At 38.0% G+C, this 19,203-nt stretch carries 20 protein-coding genes and 1 pseudogene; 11 read left to right on the forward strand and 10 right to left on the reverse strand.

What is annotated here, in order from left to right; genetic code table 11:
• Window positions 1-170 precede the first annotated feature (170 nt).
• Complete coding sequence (locus F941_RS16375) at window positions 171-479, forward strand: hypothetical protein (RefSeq protein ID WP_005010089.1); 309 nt, start codon at window positions 171-173, stop codon at window positions 477-479.
• 152 nt (window positions 480-631) lie between these two features.
• Here the strand turns inward: F941_RS16375 and F941_RS08375 are convergent, their stop codons facing one another.
• Window positions 632-1,351 (reverse strand): SDR family NAD(P)-dependent oxidoreductase, encoded by a 720-nt coding sequence (locus tag F941_RS08375; protein ID WP_005010090.1) that lies wholly within the window; start codon window positions 1,349-1,351, stop codon window positions 632-634.
• A gap of 298 nt (window positions 1,352-1,649) precedes the next feature.
• Between F941_RS08375 and F941_RS08380 the strand changes: the two genes are divergently transcribed.
• The 4 genes from F941_RS08380 (at window position 1,650) to F941_RS08400 (ending at window position 5,127) form a co-directional block, all read left to right on the forward strand.
• Entirely contained in the window at window positions 1,650-2,252 is a 603-nt protein-coding gene (locus F941_RS08380; protein WP_005010091.1) for a TetR/AcrR family transcriptional regulator, read from the forward strand.
• 77 nt (window positions 2,253-2,329) lie between these two features.
• Window positions 2,330-3,484, forward strand: coding sequence for an MFS transporter (locus F941_RS08385; RefSeq protein ID WP_005010093.1), 1,155 nt, complete (start codon window positions 2,330-2,332; stop codon window positions 3,482-3,484).
• Between the two features lie 741 nt (window positions 3,485-4,225).
• On the forward strand, window positions 4,226-4,720 hold the full coding sequence (locus F941_RS08395; RefSeq protein WP_026253344.1) for a MarR family winged helix-turn-helix transcriptional regulator: 495 nt from the start codon (window positions 4,226-4,228) through the stop codon (window positions 4,718-4,720).
• 68 nt (window positions 4,721-4,788) lie between these two features.
• Window positions 4,789-5,127 (forward strand): DUF6616 family protein, encoded by a 339-nt coding sequence (locus F941_RS08400; protein WP_005010103.1) that lies wholly within the window; start codon window positions 4,789-4,791, stop codon window positions 5,125-5,127.
• A 280-nt stretch (window positions 5,128-5,407) separates the two neighbouring features.
• Here F941_RS08400 and F941_RS08405 read toward each other — a convergent pair whose 3' ends face one another.
• Together F941_RS08405 and F941_RS08410 are read right to left on the reverse strand one after the other, a co-directional pair.
• Complete coding sequence (locus F941_RS08405) at window positions 5,408-5,737, reverse strand: DUF2834 domain-containing protein (RefSeq protein WP_005010104.1); 330 nt, start codon at window positions 5,735-5,737, stop codon at window positions 5,408-5,410.
• Window positions 5,738-5,929: 192 nt separating this feature from the next.
• On the reverse strand, window positions 5,930-7,006 hold the full coding sequence (locus F941_RS08410; RefSeq protein ID WP_005010106.1) for an SDR family oxidoreductase: 1,077 nt from the start codon (window positions 7,004-7,006) through the stop codon (window positions 5,930-5,932).
• Between the two features lie 101 nt (window positions 7,007-7,107).
• On the opposite strand from F941_RS08410, the gene F941_RS08415 reads away from it, so the two are divergent.
• Window positions 7,108-7,488, forward strand: a complete 381-nt coding sequence (locus F941_RS08415; RefSeq protein WP_005010114.1) for a MerR family transcriptional regulator — start codon at window positions 7,108-7,110, stop codon at window positions 7,486-7,488.
• Window positions 7,489-7,599: 111 nt separating this feature from the next.
• Here F941_RS08415 and F941_RS08420 read toward each other — a convergent pair whose 3' ends face one another.
• A complete protein-coding gene (locus F941_RS08420) occupies window positions 7,600-8,304 on the reverse strand; it encodes a transglutaminase-like domain-containing protein (protein WP_005010115.1) in 705 nt (234 codons plus the stop codon).
• Window positions 8,305-8,512: 208 nt separating this feature from the next.
• Between F941_RS08420 and F941_RS08425 the strand changes: the two genes are divergently transcribed.
• Both F941_RS08425 and F941_RS08430 read left to right on the forward strand, forming a co-directional pair.
• Window positions 8,513-8,812, forward strand: coding sequence for a putative quinol monooxygenase (locus tag F941_RS08425; RefSeq protein WP_005010117.1), 300 nt, complete (start codon window positions 8,513-8,515; stop codon window positions 8,810-8,812).
• Between the two features lie 277 nt (window positions 8,813-9,089).
• On the forward strand, window positions 9,090-9,269 hold the full coding sequence (locus F941_RS08430) for a hypothetical protein (RefSeq protein WP_005010118.1): 180 nt from the start codon (window positions 9,090-9,092) through the stop codon (window positions 9,267-9,269).
• A gap of 97 nt (window positions 9,270-9,366) precedes the next feature.
• On the opposite strand, the gene F941_RS08435 is transcribed toward F941_RS08430, so the two are convergent.
• A complete protein-coding gene (locus F941_RS08435) occupies window positions 9,367-9,894 on the reverse strand; it encodes a dihydrofolate reductase family protein (RefSeq protein WP_005010119.1) in 528 nt (175 codons plus the stop codon).
• Between the two features lie 423 nt (window positions 9,895-10,317).
• Between F941_RS08435 and F941_RS08440 the strand changes: the two genes are divergently transcribed.
• Window positions 10,318-10,854 carry an invasion associated locus B family protein gene (locus tag F941_RS08440; protein WP_005010120.1) on the forward strand — a complete coding sequence of 179 codons (537 nt, stop codon included), beginning with the start codon at window positions 10,318-10,320 and terminating at the stop codon, window positions 10,852-10,854.
• 113 nt (window positions 10,855-10,967) lie between these two features.
• Here the strand turns inward: F941_RS08440 and F941_RS16730 are convergent.
• From F941_RS16730 to F941_RS08460, 3 genes and pseudogenes are all read right to left on the reverse strand, one after another.
• Window positions 10,968-11,405: pseudogene (locus tag F941_RS16730) on the reverse strand (lysozyme); the annotation flags it as partial.
• Window positions 11,406-11,674: 269 nt separating this feature from the next.
• On the reverse strand, window positions 11,675-11,962 hold the full coding sequence (locus F941_RS08450) for a DUF2845 domain-containing protein (protein WP_005010123.1): 288 nt from the start codon (window positions 11,960-11,962) through the stop codon (window positions 11,675-11,677).
• Between the two features lie 648 nt (window positions 11,963-12,610).
• Complete coding sequence (locus tag F941_RS08460; RefSeq protein WP_005010125.1) at window positions 12,611-13,099, reverse strand: GNAT family N-acetyltransferase; 489 nt, start codon at window positions 13,097-13,099, stop codon at window positions 12,611-12,613.
• 492 nt (window positions 13,100-13,591) lie between these two features.
• Between F941_RS08460 and F941_RS08465 the strand changes: the two genes are divergently transcribed.
• Window positions 13,592-13,957 (forward strand): alpha/beta hydrolase, encoded by a 366-nt coding sequence (locus tag F941_RS08465; RefSeq protein ID WP_005010126.1) that lies wholly within the window; start codon window positions 13,592-13,594, stop codon window positions 13,955-13,957.
• Window positions 13,958-14,123: 166 nt separating this feature from the next.
• Here the strand turns inward: F941_RS08465 and F941_RS08470 are convergent, their stop codons facing one another.
• On the reverse strand, window positions 14,124-15,275 hold the full coding sequence (locus tag F941_RS08470; protein WP_005010129.1) for a GGDEF domain-containing protein: 1,152 nt from the start codon (window positions 15,273-15,275) through the stop codon (window positions 14,124-14,126).
• Between the two features lie 360 nt (window positions 15,276-15,635).
• Here F941_RS08470 and F941_RS08475 point away from each other — a divergent pair, with 360 nt between their 5' ends.
• Window positions 15,636-17,198, forward strand: coding sequence for a sensor domain-containing diguanylate cyclase (locus tag F941_RS08475; RefSeq protein ID WP_005010130.1), 1,563 nt, complete (start codon window positions 15,636-15,638; stop codon window positions 17,196-17,198).
• A gap of 258 nt (window positions 17,199-17,456) precedes the next feature.
• Here the strand turns inward: F941_RS08475 and F941_RS08480 are convergent, their stop codons facing one another.
• Window positions 17,457-19,157, reverse strand: a complete 1,701-nt coding sequence (locus F941_RS08480) for an NAD-dependent malic enzyme (RefSeq protein WP_005010131.1) — start codon at window positions 19,155-19,157, stop codon at window positions 17,457-17,459.
• Between the last annotated feature and the right edge of the window lie 46 nt (window positions 19,158-19,203).

Below are 19,203 nucleotides of genomic sequence, written 5' to 3' on the forward strand. Positions count from 1 at the left end.
ACCAATGTCTTAATGACTAGTCGCTGAAGGTTAAGTGAAAATACAAACAAACTAGAGTTACAAGAGATATAACCAAATGCCTAACCATCTAGATAATAATTATTTTTCAGAAACATAGCTAATCTGATATTATTAATAATGATTCTTAATAACACTTTATAAAATATAATATGACCGATTTATCAACAAACTTTAACGACACCCGCCTGATCAAATCTTGGTTTGGATTTTTTCTAGGGTTGTTCTGCGTTACAACTAGCTTGATAGCTTTACTTGAATCAGTGAATTTACAAGGCATCCTGAAAACTTTAGGCTTTCTATGCTTTTGGTATCCATGGTGCCAATTACCTGTTAAGAATTACCCGCTATCAAAACTTTTTAGTAAGAAAACAGAAGGCGAAAAATTAAATAAACTAGCTAGCTACCTAACAATCATTGCTTTAGTTTTACTCATTAGCTCTACAGTTTTGTTTTTATGAATTTGATTGAATTTTACTCATTTAACGTAAATCAATCACAAAGAAACCATGATAGTGCGCTGAACCCTATCATGGTTTCACATAAGATATTGATGCTTATAAATCAAGTTCAAGCATTTCGTATAAGGTATATTAGGTTAATTTTAGAAAAATTAAACATTTGTATCTTTCATCGCTGGCATTAAAATCTCTTTAACACAGGTTCCGTTAGAGGTAGAAATAATAAACTTAATAGCTTGTATTACATCTGCTAGAGGAATTAGAAAATGATCTGTTTCTTTTAAAACTTGATCTACGGGAATATCTATTTCGTACTCTGTAGCTAAATATCCTAAATTTAAAATACTTACACCTATCAGGTCATTACGTAATATTTCCCTTAAAGATTCCGCAATTCCTCTTAATGCAAATTTTGTTGCAGAAAAGATGAGCTCTTTTCCATTGTGATTTTCTACTCCCCATGTAGAACCTATTAGAATAACTTTAGCATTATCAGAGGCCTTTAAATTATTGAGTAGAGCTTGCAGTGATTGTATGCAAGTACTGATATTAGTATTTATCATTTGATTGATTTCTAATGATGATATTTTTTCAAAATCATAATCCTCTGTAAAAGCATTTGTTTCCCAAATACCAACGTTATAAATCAAAACATCTATTTTATTATTGTTTATGACTTCTTTTATCTTATGAACAGAAGCCTCGCTAGATGACAGATCCGCTTCTATCCAGTTCAGGTTGGCCATTTTAATAGGCGCAGAGCGAGATACTCCATAAACAACGTCACTGGATTCAGGTATTGATTGAATAATTGCCTTACCAAGCCCCTTACTAACACCATAGATCAAAAAATTCTTACCAGAGCTATTCATGTATTCATATCTTTACTATTCATTTAGCTCTAACTATAAAACCTAATGTTAGCTTTAGATCAAGCCTTAATTTACATGCTTGCTGTCATAAAACTAAAAAAGCCTAGACATTCTTCCAGGCTTTAATTTAAAAAAAATATACAAACCAATGATATAGTGTCAACTTTCAAGCTTCGTATAACGTGCATTATATTAACTTTAGGAAATCTATAAAGAAGCAATTATTAATTTTAATATTTGACAAACCGTTCCAGAATACCTACTATGCAACCTCAGCTTACCCCTCTCGGGCTTATCCATGAGTGATGAAAAATCGAATTATCCAGGCCGTCCTAGACAGTTTGAAGATAAAGAGATCATCGATGCAGCCGTAGCTGTCTTTAGTACCAATGGTTATGCAGGTACATCTGCGCAAAATTTATGTGATAGCACGGGCTTAGGGAGAGGAAGTTTATATAACGCTTTTGGTAGTAAACAAGCCTTATATGAACAAGCTTTATTACGCAGCCATGAACAAACTATGGCTGCTCAATTATCTATCCTGACACAGTCAGGACTGCTCAAAGATCGATTACGATCCCTCTTGCTTTGGGGGATTGCCGAAGATCTTTCACAATCAGAAAAGCACGAAGCAATGGTCTTATTCTCCGCTTTAGAAATGGGAGATAAAGATCCGGTCGTCGCAAGTCTAAATCTAGAGTATCGACAACGCCTAGAGAAATCTCTCATCGCAGTATTTATCGAAGGACAAGCAAATGGGGAATTCAGTAGCAAAGCTTCAGCCCTTGAAATGGCTCGAAGCTTTTTAGCTGGTTACTACGGTTTGCGTGTCCTAAACAAAAATATTTCAGATAAAAGCTTTCTGGAAGATGTAGTTAATGGCCTCTTAGCCAACTTGTAACTACATCATCAGCACAAAAGAAATATTAGTCTCAAATTTTGTAATGATCGTTAAAGAAATAGGAGCTCGTTAAAACAATGCCATTAGCAGTATATATATTGGGTCTGGCGATTTTTTCAATTGGTACAGCAGAATTGATGGTCGCTGGTATGACCGCCACTTTATCCCAGGCCTTTGGAATCAGTGTAGGTGACGTTGGACATTTAATTTCATATTATGCCTTTGGTGTCATGTTAGGTGGACCTGTTCTCACCTATTTTTTTCTCAAATATAAAGTTCAATATCGCAAAGTCTTACTGATTCTTTTAGCAATCTATGTGGTGATTCAGGGTCTTAGCGCATTTACTTCCAGTCATGCTATTTTGATCATTATCCGTCTTGTCACTGGTGTTTTATGCGCTGGCTGCTTAAGCCTTTCACTTGCCATAAGTATGGCCATGGTTCCAAATCATAACCGTCCTCGCGCAGCAGCGATTGTGATTGGTGGTTTTATGATTTCCAATGTATTTGGTGTCCCCCTTGCGACCATGATTGATCAACAATGGGGCTGGCGTATCACTTTTGGTTTAGTGGCTGTATTGGTATTTGTATGCCTCATCGCTCTAGTCCGTCTTTTACCTGAAGTAACTGGCAGTGGACAGCTCAAAATGGAAGATGAGATCAAAGCCTTTAAAAATAAAGCGTATTGGAAAGCCTGTGCAACCAGTTGCTTGATTCTAGGTGCAAGCTTTTCAGCATTTAGTTATTTTGTCCCTGTTTTGGTCGACATCACTGGTTTTAGCATGCAAGTCGTGCCATTTATTTTGATGGCATTTGGTTTTGCAAATATTGTAGGTAACACGATCACTGGTCGCCTAGCCCATGATCACAGTCTTAACATTATGCTCATTGGACTCACCGTATTAACTATAGCTTTATTTTCTTTTGCAATCTTTGCCGAATATAAAGCGGTGGCAATCATCGCAATCATCTTGATTGGGTTATCAGGTGTTCCAATGAATCCAGCAATGATGGCGAGAATTGTCAGCGTTGCGCACCCAGGCCCCATGGTTAATGCGGTACACACATCGGTAATTAACATTGGTTTAGGCGGTGGCTCGTATATTGGCGGTTTAGCAATTACAAATGGTTATGGCTTACGTTCAGGCTTATGGATTGGTGCCGTATTGGCAGTATTGGCATTGGCTTCTCTTCTACCCTATGTACGTAATCGTCAACAAGGTTGGTCTTGAGACACTAAATAATTATCCATTTAACATAATGGCTGTTATAAGAAAGTGCCCAATATTTTTGGGCAATTTCTTTCTTTAAAAAAAGCCTCACACCCTTTCACAAACTTTGCATTAATATTTATCTGCGGATCATTCTTTTCACCATCGCACTGATCTACAGACCTTAACTCATTGTCTCGCGCATAACGGTATCTGAAATATTCTTCAACGCCAGCTTTAAAGCTGCCAAGAACTTCTGGACACATTTGATATTGGAAAAAGATGAATCAATTCACACCTACAAAGCCTGCAAATGACGTGTGGATGCTATTCAAGCTGCCGTACATGAGACTTTTAAGGAGAAGGCGTTATAATAAAAAAACAATCCACAGATTTTTTTACACGCCAAGTTTTGTTTAAAAACGCCAGTTCTGAGAATATTGCTTTCAATTGGATTATAATCGCTGTAAATATGTATAACTCACTGCTTTTAAATGTATTATATTTCTGCAGCACTTCGCACTGAATACCAAAAACAACAGTCTACATTTTTCAATAACTATAATAGGCATTAGACAGCAAGGATACCGGGGTTAGAGTACCATTGAAAAAAGGAAATAGAATTTTTTCTCGCATTCTAATTTTCAGCGCTTGTCTTATTTAATCTATTTCAGCTCATCAGTATCTTTTCCAACACTGAATATTGACAGTTATAAAAGTCGATACTATAGTTAGCCACCATATCATATGGCACAAAACCAAATGCAGCTTGAACAAAAATACAAGGCCCTCTTAAACGAAGCCGAACAGCGGAAAATACCAGGTATCGAAGGTATCCAGCTGTGCTTTCAAACACTTTCACTTGCCTCAATGATTGATCGTGATTGCGCAATACAGCTGGCGCCTTACAGCTTATCGGAAGGAAGATTTGTGCTTCTCTTTTTACTTGATGCTGCGCCTGAAGGCTTAGCACCTAAAGTATTGGCTGAACGGGCTGGCATCACCCGCGCAACAGTCACTGGGCTGTTAGATGGATTGGAACGCGATGCCTTAATTGAGCGGCATGCAGATGCTGATGACCGCCGCGCTTTAACCATCCGGCTCACTCAACAGGGCAAAGAAATGGCTAAAACAGTGTTTGAACACCATAGCCGCTGGATCGCCAGTATTTTTGGCAATCTTTCATCGCAAGAACACTCTCAATTGACGGCTCTGCTGGGAAAAGTAGCCAGCAATCTTATAAATGACATGTCATGAAACATCGAAGCTGAGTAAACCTCATATCGATAAACAAGTTTAAAACAACAAGCCTGAGAGGAAAAAACATGCATCACTATCTCGTCGAATTATATACGCCAAATGCTGTTTGGCAGTCCTTGCCTATCGAAGAGCGCAAGCAATACTTGAACAATGTTGGGGCTGCAATGGCGAACTTATCCGATATAGGAGTTGAGGTCTTAACATTGACTGAAACAGTTCATGAAATTGATCAAGCCAGCGAGCATCAGTTTTTAGGTATTTGGCGTTTTCCAAATCAACAGGCCCGTGAAGCTTTGCTTGAAGGCATTAACGCCAGCGGCTGGTATAAATATTTCAACCATATCAATGCTGCTGGTGCTGAAGGGAACTTTCCTCAGCATATTGATGCTTTAGCAAATACTTAATCTGATTGCAGACCGCCTAATAAAAGTCCGGAAAATCGGGCTTTTATTCGCGGGTAAATTAAATGCTAAACGGCAACATATAAAAAATGCCACCAATACCGTGGCATTTTTAAAACTCAAAAATCAATTTTTAATGATAACAGCTCAACCGTCCGACTTCGTTTAATGTCTTGTAGCCCATTCTAAACCTGATCAAATTAAGAAAAAAGAGGACTACTAGGAAATCAATTTCATAAAAATGGTAAGAAGTGCCCGAAGAAGAAAAAATGAAAAAGTTGATTCAACTTCTTTTCAAATCGATTTTTTCAAAATGACATTGCTTCATATATAAAAACAGCGGAAGTCCTACAGAAGCTCCCCCTATAAATGATGCGGCTATAGGAATCCATAATCTTTTCATTTTAAGATTTTTACCTTCATTCATAACCATAAATACAATGACAATTACCGTTACAATAACATCTAGCCATGCAAAAATTGCTAAGGGATTCTCAATAATTTGCTGAAAAAACAAAGTAAAATTAAATCCATATTCAGTCAACCACAGTATAAATTGTGAAAATGGCAGTGCTGCCCCTATTAGGGTTAGTAATGCATATATTGTTTTCATAATTATTTCTGAGCCTGTAAACTAATTTATATAAGTTCTATTGTTATAATCTGAGCTGTTTTATGAGCATCTATTACTTAATTCATTAATAATACGGCGTTATGCATTTAGATTATTAATTCTTCATAAATTAACACAATACACATCATACAAAACAGCCCTGCAAGCCCTCAATTGAGGGCTTATTCTTTTTCAGGATGAGCGGCTAACCCATGCCGCTGTCTTTCCTATTTTGCTTTTAATATCGGTAGTAGGAATATTCCAATGCTGATTCAATGCAATAAACCGCTCCAAATCAAGCTGCTCAGTTCTAAGGAAATTCAGCATTTCTGCCGACATATCCAGTTTTCGCGCCAACCATCGCCATTTTAAAATCGGCTGAAGCAATTTCAGCGAAATAAAGTGACGCGGCGCATTGACCTGCAGATGCTCTGCAACCATCTGAATCAACTCCTGAAAGGAAACTTGCTCTGGATTGGCCACTAGAATTTCCTGCTGATGCGTACTTGGATCTTGGGCAGCATGAATTATGGCATCAACCAGCATCGTCACCGAAACTAAAGGCAAAGAGTGCTGCCGCGTTCCAGGAATAGCCGTCATTTTTCCTTGTTTCACTTGCCGGATTAGGTGCGCAATCGGCTGATGAGATGGGATCTCTCCAGTTGTTTCATCACCAATCACGGTGGCTGGGTGGATAACTGTCCATGGGATATTATGCTGATCGGCATGTTTAACCCAAGTGAAATACCCTTGAATTTTAGATGCTTCATATGCCCCCAATCTAGCATAGACCTGTGGCCAATCAGTCTGCTCACTGCGCTCGCGATAAATGCCGGCTGCCTGTAAGTGCGCATCCAAAGTCAGCATATAGCCTGACAGATGTACTGCCCTTTCTAATTGGCAATGCTTGCTGACACTGTCTAGTAATCGTTCAAGCCCATCAACATTGACTGCCTTAGCCTGCTGCATCGTTAAGTGCCATGCAAATAAGGCGCTGGTGTTATAAAGATAATTGACCGTTTTGAGCTGCAGCCAGTCCTGCTTAGACAGCCCTAAGTTGGGCTGGGTAATATCGCCCTGAATGAAGTTTAACTGCTGATGCGCAATGCCCTGCTGTGTCAGCCATTGCTGAAGCTGCGGGGCTTGCTGATCAATATTGCGGCATAAGGCAAACACTTGAACATTATCCCTAAGCAGGCGTGCTATTAGAAATTTACCGATAAAGCCTGTTGCGCCGACTACGAGGGCGGTCTGATTTGAAGTGTGCATGAATGTATACTCTGTCGAATTGCTCATACTTAAGCTAAAGTATGGAGTACACTCTATGGTCAAGCAGTTTTTGAAAAATTAATCCTAAAGGAGCTTTACACATGCTGATTGGTGAATTGTCACAACAGATGAATATGAGCCGGGATACCATCCGTTTTTATGAAAAAATGCAGCTGATTCATCCTTTGGTTCGCAATAACGGCTATAAGGATTATCCTGAACAAACGCTGCAGCAGCTGCAGCTAATACAGGTTGCGAAAAATCTGGGATTTACTCTTGCTGAGATCAGGCAGATCATCCATTTGGTGAATGAAAGTGAAATTCCTGCCGAACAGTTTCAGGAAATTCTGCAGGATAAGCTCAATACAGTTCGGGAGAAGATTGGGCAATTGCAGCAGATGCAGACGATGCTGGAAAACCTGATGGAGAGAGAGCCTTGCCCATTCAGAAAAGGCTGTGATGTGGTTTACGATTCACTTTGATGATTGATTCAAAGACCATTAATAAAATGGAACTTATACAAAATAATTTACAAGCTCCACGGCGCTCTATTTCTGTAAAATACAAATACTATGGCTAGCTGCTAATAGCATCTAGCCGCCTTTATTCCTAATCGTATTTACATTTTTGTTCATTAAATGTCTTATAAAATACTTAAAAAAGAAATTTTGAATATAGCTCAGTTCCTGCTGATGACTCCTGTAAAAATCATCAGGACTGTCAAATAGCCCAAAGTCTTGATTAATCCCTTTATCTTGAATAAAAGTATCATTTAAATTCCAAGCTACAGGCGGGTTGGCAAAGTTGTCGGTAAAGACTCCAAAACCACAAAATGTCTTTGTAACGTTTTTATTGATTGCTTTGAGTTCTTGAAGATACTGCAGATCAAGGATAACGCCTTCCAAAATATACCAATGTTCGTTCACATAAACTTCTACCCAGCTATGTAAAATATTTTGAGGTGAGAGTTTGTACCAAATACCGTCAATAGCCCCTTTTTGCAACTCTTTATCTATTGTGAAGCCATGCAGTCGAGTTGATATTTGGCTTGCTCTCAGCAGCGCCATCAATAAGGTTGCTTTTGTATTGCATTGCCCATAACCGTCTTTGAGAACATCAGAAGCGGGAATTTTATCCCCCGTGTTATAGCCAAACTTTATTTCATCCCGAACAAAGTTATAAATACTTTTTACTTTTTCTACATCCCCCAATTCATGCCACTTTCTGTTCGCGAAGAGCTGCTGTATTGAAGGATGTTCATAGTTCAAGAGTGGTGTTTCTTTCAGCAATTTTTCCATTATGATCTCATCCCGTTGTCATTGTTCTTATTAAAAACTATGGAGTTACTCCAAGGTAAAGAATTTTCTTATAATATTCTCAGACAATTAGAAAACTTTTGATATTCATAATTTGCTTGCTTTCTATGATACTGTCTTACTCATCTGCTCATTATAACTACTCTACTTTTCACTCAAAATTTTAAACTAGAATTTGGATAAGCCGCTTATGTTAAAAGTCATTGCACAAGATTTTATTAAACTGGAACATCTTGAAGCAGTTATGCCTTTATATAAAGAACTCGTAGAAAAAACAAAAAATGAGCCTAGATGTCTTTCTTACAATCTTTTTATTGATCAGAAAGATCCTGGACATTTTGTGTTTATAGAAGAGTGGCCAGACCGGGCTGCATTAGATACGCATTGTGAAACTGAGCATTTCAAGAGATTAGTTCCTATGATTGACCAATATCAAAGAGCACCTGGAACATACTTGCTCATGAATGAATTTTCACAATCTGGCAGGTAAACAGGCTGGAAAAGTTTAGACGGCGAAGGCCAAGCATGTGCTTGCTAGACGGGAGTGAGAAGACGTGTCCAAAGAAGAAAAAATGATAAAAGTGGATGAATTTTTAAGGGTGTTTGGTAAGGAATGTTACTGCGCTAAATAAAGCTTTATTGCACGTCAGCTATTTAGAGTACTCGAGATTACATTGACCGACATTGAAACAAAGTTGAGCTGGGAAATTAAAATTTAAGGAGTAAATTGAACTCTTAGCTAAAATCTTTTATGGATGGAAATTAAAATGGCTAATCAACAACAGCAAAATCAGCAAAACCAACCCAATCAGCAACCTGGCCAACAGCAGCAGCAACAACAGCCCAATCAGCAGCCTGGCCAACAAACAGATAAGCAAAATCAGCAACAGCAACAACAGCCGCAGCAACCTAATCAACAACCAAAGCAGCCTAGCCAACAGGATTAAATACGCTTTGTTTACTATTTAAAAATAACCGAAAGGCCCAATTAGTGGGCCTTTCATATTAGGTGTCTTATGTTAATTAAAAAATGAGTGATGATATTTAAAACACATAGATTTTTTTAATAATTTGATTCTGAATTGTCTCTGCAGAAATCGATTTTAATTGGCGCGGATTTGTATTAAAACTTGGAAATAATGGAATACCGTCACCTAATAAGATAGGCATAACATAAATTTCCAAAGAATTTAGAAAATTATTCTCAATAAATGCGTTTTGAAGTTGAGTTCCTCCAACAACCCAAACATTACCATTAAAATGCTCTTCCAAGTAGCTTACTAATTCTGATGGCTCTAAACTCCATCGAGAAAGAGATGGATGAACTAATTCTAGATTATGGTCAGAGGATACAATAAATCCTTTTTGATTGGGATATGGCCACTCTCCATCAAATGAAGTTATGACTTCATAAGTTTTACGCCCCATTACCACAACATCTATATCTTTTATAAAATCATTGTAACCACAGTCAATATTCTGAAATGGTGTTAAAAAATCTACAGATCCATCCTTTGCAGCAATATATCCGTCTGCGCTTGTCGCGATATAGCCTTTAATTTGGATACTCATAAATCCCTTCTTGAATAAAGTAAAATTCACATAATACCATTGATGAAAATTCCGGCCATTAACTTAAATTAACCAAAATCTTAGTTAATACATGATTATACGAAACTCCCTTAATGAAAGCTCTTAATTCATACACTGCGTACATTCAGTGGCATGCACTTTTGTCAAAATCGAATCCCCTGTTCAGCCTGATAGCAAAATTATGATCATCACACAACATTAACCATTTTCTAAAAGCATTAGCCCTGCTTAATGGTATCGCTATTTTACAATGAAAAATGAGAATCAATTTATACTTTAGTACTAATTTGTAGATTAAATTGCTGTTTTTTTAAAAAATGATACTTTAAGCAATAGATATCAAAAAATTACTGATTATTATGGCCTTTTTTAAATACTTTTATTTATATTGGGGATTTCATTATGCGTAAAAAAAATTATTTATACTTCCTTTTTTTAATGCTCATCACTGCAAACAATGTATCTGCATCTGAAGATCAACTTTCTACTTTGATATTAAAAGTTAATGCCAAATCAAGCAGCAATGCTGAAATCGACTTAATGGAAAATAAGCTGATCGAACGCGCCAGCTGGAAAATAAAATGTCAATACAAAGTATTTGAAGATATGAAAGCCTGTATTATGAGTAAAGGCCCTATTTCTATTTTACATGTTAACCATCAATACATTGTAAATATCGGCGAAAAGCAATTAAAAAATAATCCTGTTTTTATTCATGTAGATAACAAAGAAATTATTCAAGAAAGAGAGGGGTTATTTAGAAATAGTTCCGAGCTGATTAAACAATTCAAACGTGGAAATTATGCATTTACACGATTCTATAATAATAAAAAACAGTTAATTGAAAATAAAGTTTCACTGGATGGCTTCACTGATGCATTTAATGATATGGAAGTTCAATTTTCAAAACTAGGCAATGATAGAAATTACAGTTTCTAATTCTGAAATCATTTCAGTTCTAATGCGTTAATTTCATTAGAACTGAAATACAATAACTGATATAGATTCAAAAGATGAAAATTATTGGAATTTAAGTTTCTGTAAATATCGTTTCAAAAATTGAACTCGTAAAAAACGCTAAGATCAAACCAAGAAACAAATCTTTTTTTTCGGCGATTGATCAATCCCGTTATGGCTTTGCCATTGTTATAAACCCACCGATCAAACTGATTTGCTGCACTGGCATAATTTCCTGTATTCAACTCTAAGCATCGTAATTTTCATGTTGGTTTTGATTGACAATGACTTTAATCACCCGATCTAAGCAAGCATCTACCCATGCAGTATCATTTTAAGCCATATTTCTGCCTGAATATGTGTACAAGTATCCCCTTTTTTCACTTTGGAACCATTTGGATAATTGATTATGCCAAAACCAATAGTCCAGTCCACACTCCTCCTATGTCTAAATAAGCATTCTCGCGAAAGCCTTCAAATTCACGGATAACTTCAAATCCGCGCTCGGAAATATCTTCCAAACCAGTGACAACAAGCCGTACACTGTCACCATCAATAAGTTTAAAAGTTAGATTTTTTGACATAGGGACCTCAAGTTTCGGGCATTAAAAAACCCGCTCGTAAGCGGGTTTATGAAATTAAATTAGTGATTATTTAGGGTATTCACCAATAGTTGAGGTTTTACAGTCTACTTGGATCTTATCCATAGTTAACGTTTTACATCTAGCAACTTTGCAATTGATTAATAATGCTTTAGGCCGCCTAAAATTGCAGCTAATGCAGTTATTTGCCATTTAAAATCTCAGCGACGCTCCCAGCTGATATTAAACACCTTTCCTTCGCGCACAGTAACGGTATAAATCTCATTTCCTATTTCGTAATAAAAATCTGTTGCCGTTACTGTAGTATTTCGGCCAGTGTCAACTTGGTAGGTATAACTGCTTTTAGGTTTCCCAGCGCGCTGAAACAAGACACCAACTGAATCACCAACGCTAACGATATCGCCATTCACACGGAAACTCGAAGTTTCAGCGGCATTTGCAAGCGTGAAAACAGAGATTAAGACTGAGGCAATTAATAATTTCTTCATCACTTTATCCAGCCTTGTAAAAAAAAATATATATATTAAATATTAGCGTGATCAATTCCATATAACAATACTTAATCTTTACTCGGGTTCAGCTCTTCAATTAATTTCGCAAATGCCTTGGCATTGGCATGTTGTGCTGCTGCATTAAGTTTGTCTGTACCCGCAGCTTTGCAGCTTGATTTTTGAAGCAGCTTTTAAATAACCAGTGAAAGTGCCATAGCTCATCTGAAGAATATCTGCAGGCCGATGGCCGGACTCAATCAAGAATTGGAATGTTTTAAACCAGCTAGTCTGCTCCTCATCATTGCTTTGTGATTTCCGTATACGTCTGAGTTTTGGCTCTTTTTCATTAATAAAAAGCATCACTCACTTTGATCATGACATTGATTAACTGAATCAATGCTTACCATGATGACTCAGCCATCGAAATCAGCGCACTTTCTTCTATGTTTGTAGATTTTATGCAACAATGTCAAAACGTGGCTTGTATACGCTTTCAGAAGAATAGTCATTAGCTTCCATAAACTGCGCCCATTAAAAAACCACCCGAAGGTGGTTGAGCTTTACTCTGAATCTCTGCCAATCTGCTTTTAGTTTGGTTAGCTGATCATCAGTAAACTTACCTAAAGATAACATCTAGTGTGCTAGTTAATCCAAGAAAACTAAATCTTCTCGATTTGCTTTTAAATAAACCTCAGGAGCACTATACAAGTCAGAGATAATTGCAACTTCTTGGGCATTTAATAAATCTTCATAGATTTTTCTTGCAAAGTTATTCACTCCTGTTGTGACCAGTACACTTTTTATCTTTTGATTATTCTTCAATAATTCATTTTCAATGTCTTTAATGGACTCTACGATTAGTTTCTTACTTAACCCCAACCCTTGAAAATCTGGATGAATAGCTATTTGATCCAGCTCCAGTATCACTTCAGCTCTAAACCCCGACTTTTGAGCCCAAAAAATGTATCCAACCGTTCTTTCAAATTCAATTAAGTAACAGAAAAATCTTGGATAGGCTGCAAGTGTTGATGCTATCCATTGCTTGGAATCCGCTTGACGTATAAATGATCTATGATGGATTTCTGCGATGCCATTCAGGTCATTTTGATTTGCTTTTCTAACTAATTTTTCCATAAACTCATATCTTAATCTATTCAACTGAATAGTCTATCAACCCCTAAAGTAATTGAAAAATCATCATTCAATTTCTATTTTTACATTTTTCTCTTGAAAAGTAGAATCCACCAAACTTGGACTCGATTGGAATTGGCTGCATATATCTGTATTAATGAGTACTTTAAAAAACTTATACAATTTTAAGGTTATATTGAACTACCCTTACTTATCCTGTTTTGTAGTTCAACAGTCTGCAAATCAGCCTACAAAAAATATTTTTTGTAGGCCTTATTTTTTCTAGGATGCTGTTTAAATATAAAATTAATCAATACCTTACATTATGATTCAAATAAATTACAGAAAGATGGCTTTTATAGATAGCTATTAGTATATAAATCTATTTTCTCTTTTTGTATATTTCTCTTTGAAAAAAGCATTCAGCAGCGTTTAAAACAAGCCACTAATGCCCGTGCTCAGGAAATTGCAGGCGGCAAAGTTCTTTATGCTTATATGAACGATGAGCAAATCGCTGCATTGCCATCTGAGATGTACCGACAAGGGTATAAATACTATCGGCGCACCCATGCCCATCCAAATTCAACCTTTAAATACACCATGAGCAGCTTGCTTGACCTGATGCGCTGGGATGCCACAGATCAAATTGAATTGATCAATCAGCCGTTACTCATGATTGCAGGCAGTAAGGCAGACAGTCTTTACACGACCGAAGATGCTTTTGCCAAAGCCACCGGCACAAAAGACAAAACCTTATTCAGGATTCCAAATGCCACCCATATTGAAACCTATTGTAAGCCTGAATATGTCGAACAGGTGATGGAGCAGCTGACTGCATTTTATGGCAAGTACCTGAAATAAAGATTGCTGGTCTGAAGGCAGGGCAATGATTGGATAATGTTTTTTGAATCATTGCCCTGTTTTTGAGTCGGGATAATGAAAAATAAGCTGAAACATCAGATTACTGCATCAGGGAAATTGGCATTCTTCCCAGACATTCAGTGTCCAGGCAAGGGAGACTTTATTTTCACAACTCAAAGCAAATCCGATTACGCCCGTTATTTTTAGCAGAATAAAGCCGCTTATCCGCCATTTCCAAAGCATTCATTAAATCTTCTTCATTGGCCATACATGCAACACCAAAACTTGCTGTCACTTTGATATTATTCATAAACAGTTGCTTTTCAATCTTACTGCGCAACCGCTCCACCAAATAATAAGATGATGCTTCGTCCGTGCTTTGAAAAAGAATAATAAATTCCTCACCGCCAAATCGGGCAATAATGTCTTTTTGACGGATGCTTTCCCTTAACAGCGCAGCGACCCTGCATAAAATTTGATCCCCAGCCGCATGTCCCCATGTGTCATTAATGCTTTTAAAAAAATCGATATCGCACATCACCACATAAATATGGCCAGCACACGGGTCAAGAAACAATGCTTTAGATTTTTCGAAAAAACCGCTTCTGTTATAAAGCCCAGTTAATGGATCTCTGATTCGCTCTTCATTCAGGACTGTAAAGAATTCCTTAATGGTGGATGCGGAAACAATGATGGCAAACCATAAGCTTAAAACAATATTGATCGCCAGCATCAGCATCCACCATGAGGAAGATGAAAGCATAATGCGGTCTACATTTTGCAGAAAAAAAATGACAGCCAGTGTTCTTAATGATGCATATGAAAAAAGCAGAAAATAGCTGAAACTCAGCAGTTTCAGCAAGCCGGAAGATTTTTTATATAATGCATAAACTGCGGGAAGCGCCAGCGCCTCAAGGCATAGAATAATCAGATTGATCGTGATCATCCTGAACCATAATTGCTCATCGACATAGGCGAAATAAAACAGAAACAAAAGCCCCAAAGCCACGACAGCCGCGGACAGAACGGGTTTAGGCTGAGAATTCGCTTTTATTGTCATGCCGTGCGCAACTGACCATGCGCCGCCAAGATATAAAATCCCGATCCAAGGCGCTGTTGCTGTTAATTGCTCATTCGTCATTAAGCTCTGCAGCCCTAATGCCAAATAAGGCAAAATGCAGCCGATCCCCATCCACAACAGATATTTTGGCGCTTTAAAAACCAGATGAGCAGCAATAAAAACACCGCCTATCAATATTAAGCAGAATGGGACAACAAGCAAAAAATACTGGGTATCTGGTAAATTCACGGATTGCATTACAACTATTGCTGTGCATATCACATACTAAATCTTTTCTTTGAATCCATTCAATAAATATTTATTTATAAAAGAGAAAAATCAGTAATCCGAATGAAGGCTTCTTCCCCGTACTTATGGCCTTAGATAAAATAGTGCTTGAACAGCTTTTTGCACAATTGATTTGCTACCATTGGCTGATCGAAAAAACCATTATGCCCACAGATAATTTCCAATTGAAAAGTTTGGCTTTAAATTAGAGTAAAAGCAAAATATTCACAAATTATGTGATTTAATTAACCTGTTATTCAGCTGGTTGCATTTGAATAATGAATTTTCACACGCAATATCTCTAAAACCTGAACTGAGAGAGCTGGTCACTTGAAACAGATTGCTTTACTGCTGAAATTAGATCTGCAAAGACTCATATTAATTTTGATCATTCTTTGCGTTTCTTGCCTTTTCATTGTTTCCGTTTTTATTCTTAATCATGTGATTAAAGCTCAACTCATGGAAAACTCTCTGTCGATCAATGAAAAGTATGCCTCTAAAGTTGCCTTAAGCACCGATCAATATTTTAGCAACATGCTTCAAGAACTGAAGTACAGTTCAAACATCATCAGTAGAGACTTCTCTAATCAGGCGCTGATTCAGCAAGAATTGCACCGTTTAAAATACCAATCCAATAACTTTAACTCTGTCAGCGTAATAGACAGCACCGCGCATATTCGGCATCTTGAACCTCAGCACGTGAAATATGATTCCAAAACCATATATAAAACCGTAGGAATTGTAGAGTCTTTAAAGTCAAAAAAGACCTACATTTCCACGCCTTACAAATCCATTGCAAATAACCTGATTGTGCTTATGTCACAGCCAATTTACAGCCCCGATCAGCAATACTTAGGCATGATTACAGGATCTCTGTATTTGCATAAAAAAAATCTCATCAGCCAAATCTTATCGACAACGTATTCTTATAAAAACAGCTATATGTATGTCATTGATAACAATAATAAGATTATTTTCCACCCCAATATCAAACGTATTGGTGAAACCATTGAAGTCAATACAGGCTTGGCTTATATGAGCAAGCACAAAAGTGGCCATATTCAACTGGTAAATAGCGAAGGGGTTAATAATTTGGCAGGTTTTGCGCATATTCCAAGCGTCAATTGGCTAGTGGTTTCCCAGCAGCCAACCGAGGAATTATTTGAACAAGCCAATGCCATTATTATTAAGGTCGCTTTTGGCATTTTTATTTTCTATATGATTCTGTTTTTTATTATCTGGAAAATTACCCAATATATTTCCTCACCTTTGCATGGCCTAGCGCAAATGGCTGGCATGCTTAGCAAGCCTGAGACGGAGCAAGAGATTCAAAACATCAATCCTTGGTATTTTGAAGTCATGCGCTTTCGTACTGCCTTGCTGTTCAGTTCTAAAAAATTCAAAGACAAGATTTCCGAATTGAATTTACATGTGAATACAGATCCATTAACGGGGCTGCATAACCGCCGGGGGATGCAGCTGTTTTTAGAAGAATTGCAGAATACAGGTACTGAATTTGCAATTTTACTGATAGATATCGATTTCTTTAAAGCTGTGAATGATAATTTTGGACATGACCAAGGCGATCACATGCTGAAAGTTCTTGCAGAGCAAATGAAGAAAAACTTTAGAGAGAATGATATCTGCTGCCGGATGGGCGGTGAAGAATTTGCAGTGTTAATGGCGGCTACAGATAAAGCGGTCGTGTTTAAAGCAGCTGAACGCCTTCGCAAGAACATCGAGGAAATAACGGCAGCTATGCCTACACCGATTACCATTTCAATTGGCATCTCATATTGGCCGCATGATTCTAATGATGTTAAGGAAGCCTTTAAACAGGCAGATAACCGACTGTACCAAGCTAAAAATGAAGGCCGAAACCGTGTCTGCTAATGATGTAAGATTGTATTTAAGTCAGCATTTCCAATTTATATACAGTTCGAATTTAGCTGCACCAATACTCTGCTTGCCCATATTTATATTTGAAAGATTTACGTTTTTATATAGAACTTGAATCATAAAGCTTAAGTTAAACTTCTATGCCATTCGCCGTAAATAACAAAAACCGCTTTAATTTAAAGCGGTTTTTGTTATCCGGGATTTATGCCAGCCTAAAGGTTTACGACCTAGCAGCATTCAACGGCCTGTTCATTAAAACGGCACACGATGATATTGGCGGTATTCCGGTTTCCAGAAATTCGCCTCAATTTTCTGCTGTAAATCGATCAAATCCATCATTGGCGCTACACCATCCTGCATCGCCGCTTGCGCGACTTTCACCGCAATTACTTTTGAAATCTGCTGGATTTGACTTAAATCCGGCAACAAATCTGCATTCGGATCCTGCAGTTTAGGTGAACAGTCTGCCAAGGCATTGCTCGAAGCCATCAGCATATTGTCTGTCACTCGTTTAGCGCCAGACGCAATAACGCCTAGCCCAATGCCTGGGAAAATATATGAGTTATTGCATTGCGAAATATTATACATGCGATCTCGATATATCACTGGTGCAAATGGACTGCCTGTCGCAATAAGCGCCTTGCCCTTCGTCCATTCAATAATATCCGCAGGCACAGCTTCCACCCGCGAAGTCGGATTAGACAGCGGCAGCACAATTGGGCTGTCGCAATGATCCGCCATGGTTTCAATTACTTCTTTTGTAAACAGTCCAGGCTGGCCAGATACCCCAATCAGCACAGTAGGTTTGGCATTTTTAACAACATCCAACAGCGAGATGATTTCATCGGCATTGCCCCACTTTGCAACTTCCTCAGGCTTTTGCGCCAATTTACGCTGAAAATCCAATAAATTAGGCTGATTTTCAGTAATCAAGCCAAAGCGGTCAACCATAAATACGCGTTTGCGCGCTTCAGCATCGCTTAAACCTTCAGCGGTCATCTGTGCAATAATTTGCTCAGCAATACCGCAGCCCGCAGATCCAGCACCTAAAAATGCAATGACTTGATCTTTTAACTGCTTTTTAGCAGCGCGTGAAGCTGCGATCAGACTGCCGACCGATACTGCAGCCGTGCCTTGGATATCATCATTGAAGCAGCAAATTTTGTCGCGGTATTTTTCAAGCAAAGGCATTGCATTTTTCTGTGCAAAATCCTCAAACTGAATTAACGCTTCCGGCCATCTGCGCTGAATCGCCTCAATGACCATATCAACAAAATTATAATATTCTTCACCTGAAATACGCGGCTGTCTGCAGCCCATATAAATCGGATCATTGAGCAACTGCTGATTGTTCGTGCCAACGTCCAAGGTAATTGGCAAAGTGTACGCAGGACTAATGCCGCCGCATGCGGTGTAGAGGGACAGCTTGCCAATTGGAATCCCCATCCCGCCAATTCCTTGATCGCCCAATCCTAAAATGCGCTCGCCATCAGTAATGACTATGACCTTCACATTGCGCCGGTTGACATTATGCAAAATGTCATCAATTTGATCTCGGTCTGGATAAGAAATAAAGATCCCGCGGTGACGGCGGTAAATATCTGAGAAGCGCTGACATGCCTCACCAACGGTTGGGGTATAGATAATCGGCATCATCTCAGTCAGATGATTTTCAATTAAATGATAAAACAGCGTTTCATTGGTATCTTGAATGTTTCGAAGATAAATATGCTTGTTAATCGCATCATTAAATGCGCAATACTGCTGATATGAGCGCTGGCTCTGCTCTTCAATGGTTTCGGCCACATGCGGAATAAGACCATGTAAATTAAAATTTTTACGCTCATCTGCTGTGAACGCTGAACCTTTGTTCAAAAGCGGCAATTCAAGCAATGTATTTCCTGCATACGGGATATACAGCGGGCGTTTAGATTTCAAGCTATCTGCTGGCATTGTACTAACTCTATTCCTATTTTAAATAATATAGGTGAATGGACTG

Source organism: Acinetobacter bouvetii DSM 14964 = CIP 107468 (genome assembly GCF_000368865.1).
Taxonomy (GTDB): Bacteria; Pseudomonadota; Gammaproteobacteria; order Pseudomonadales; family Moraxellaceae; genus Acinetobacter; species Acinetobacter bouvetii.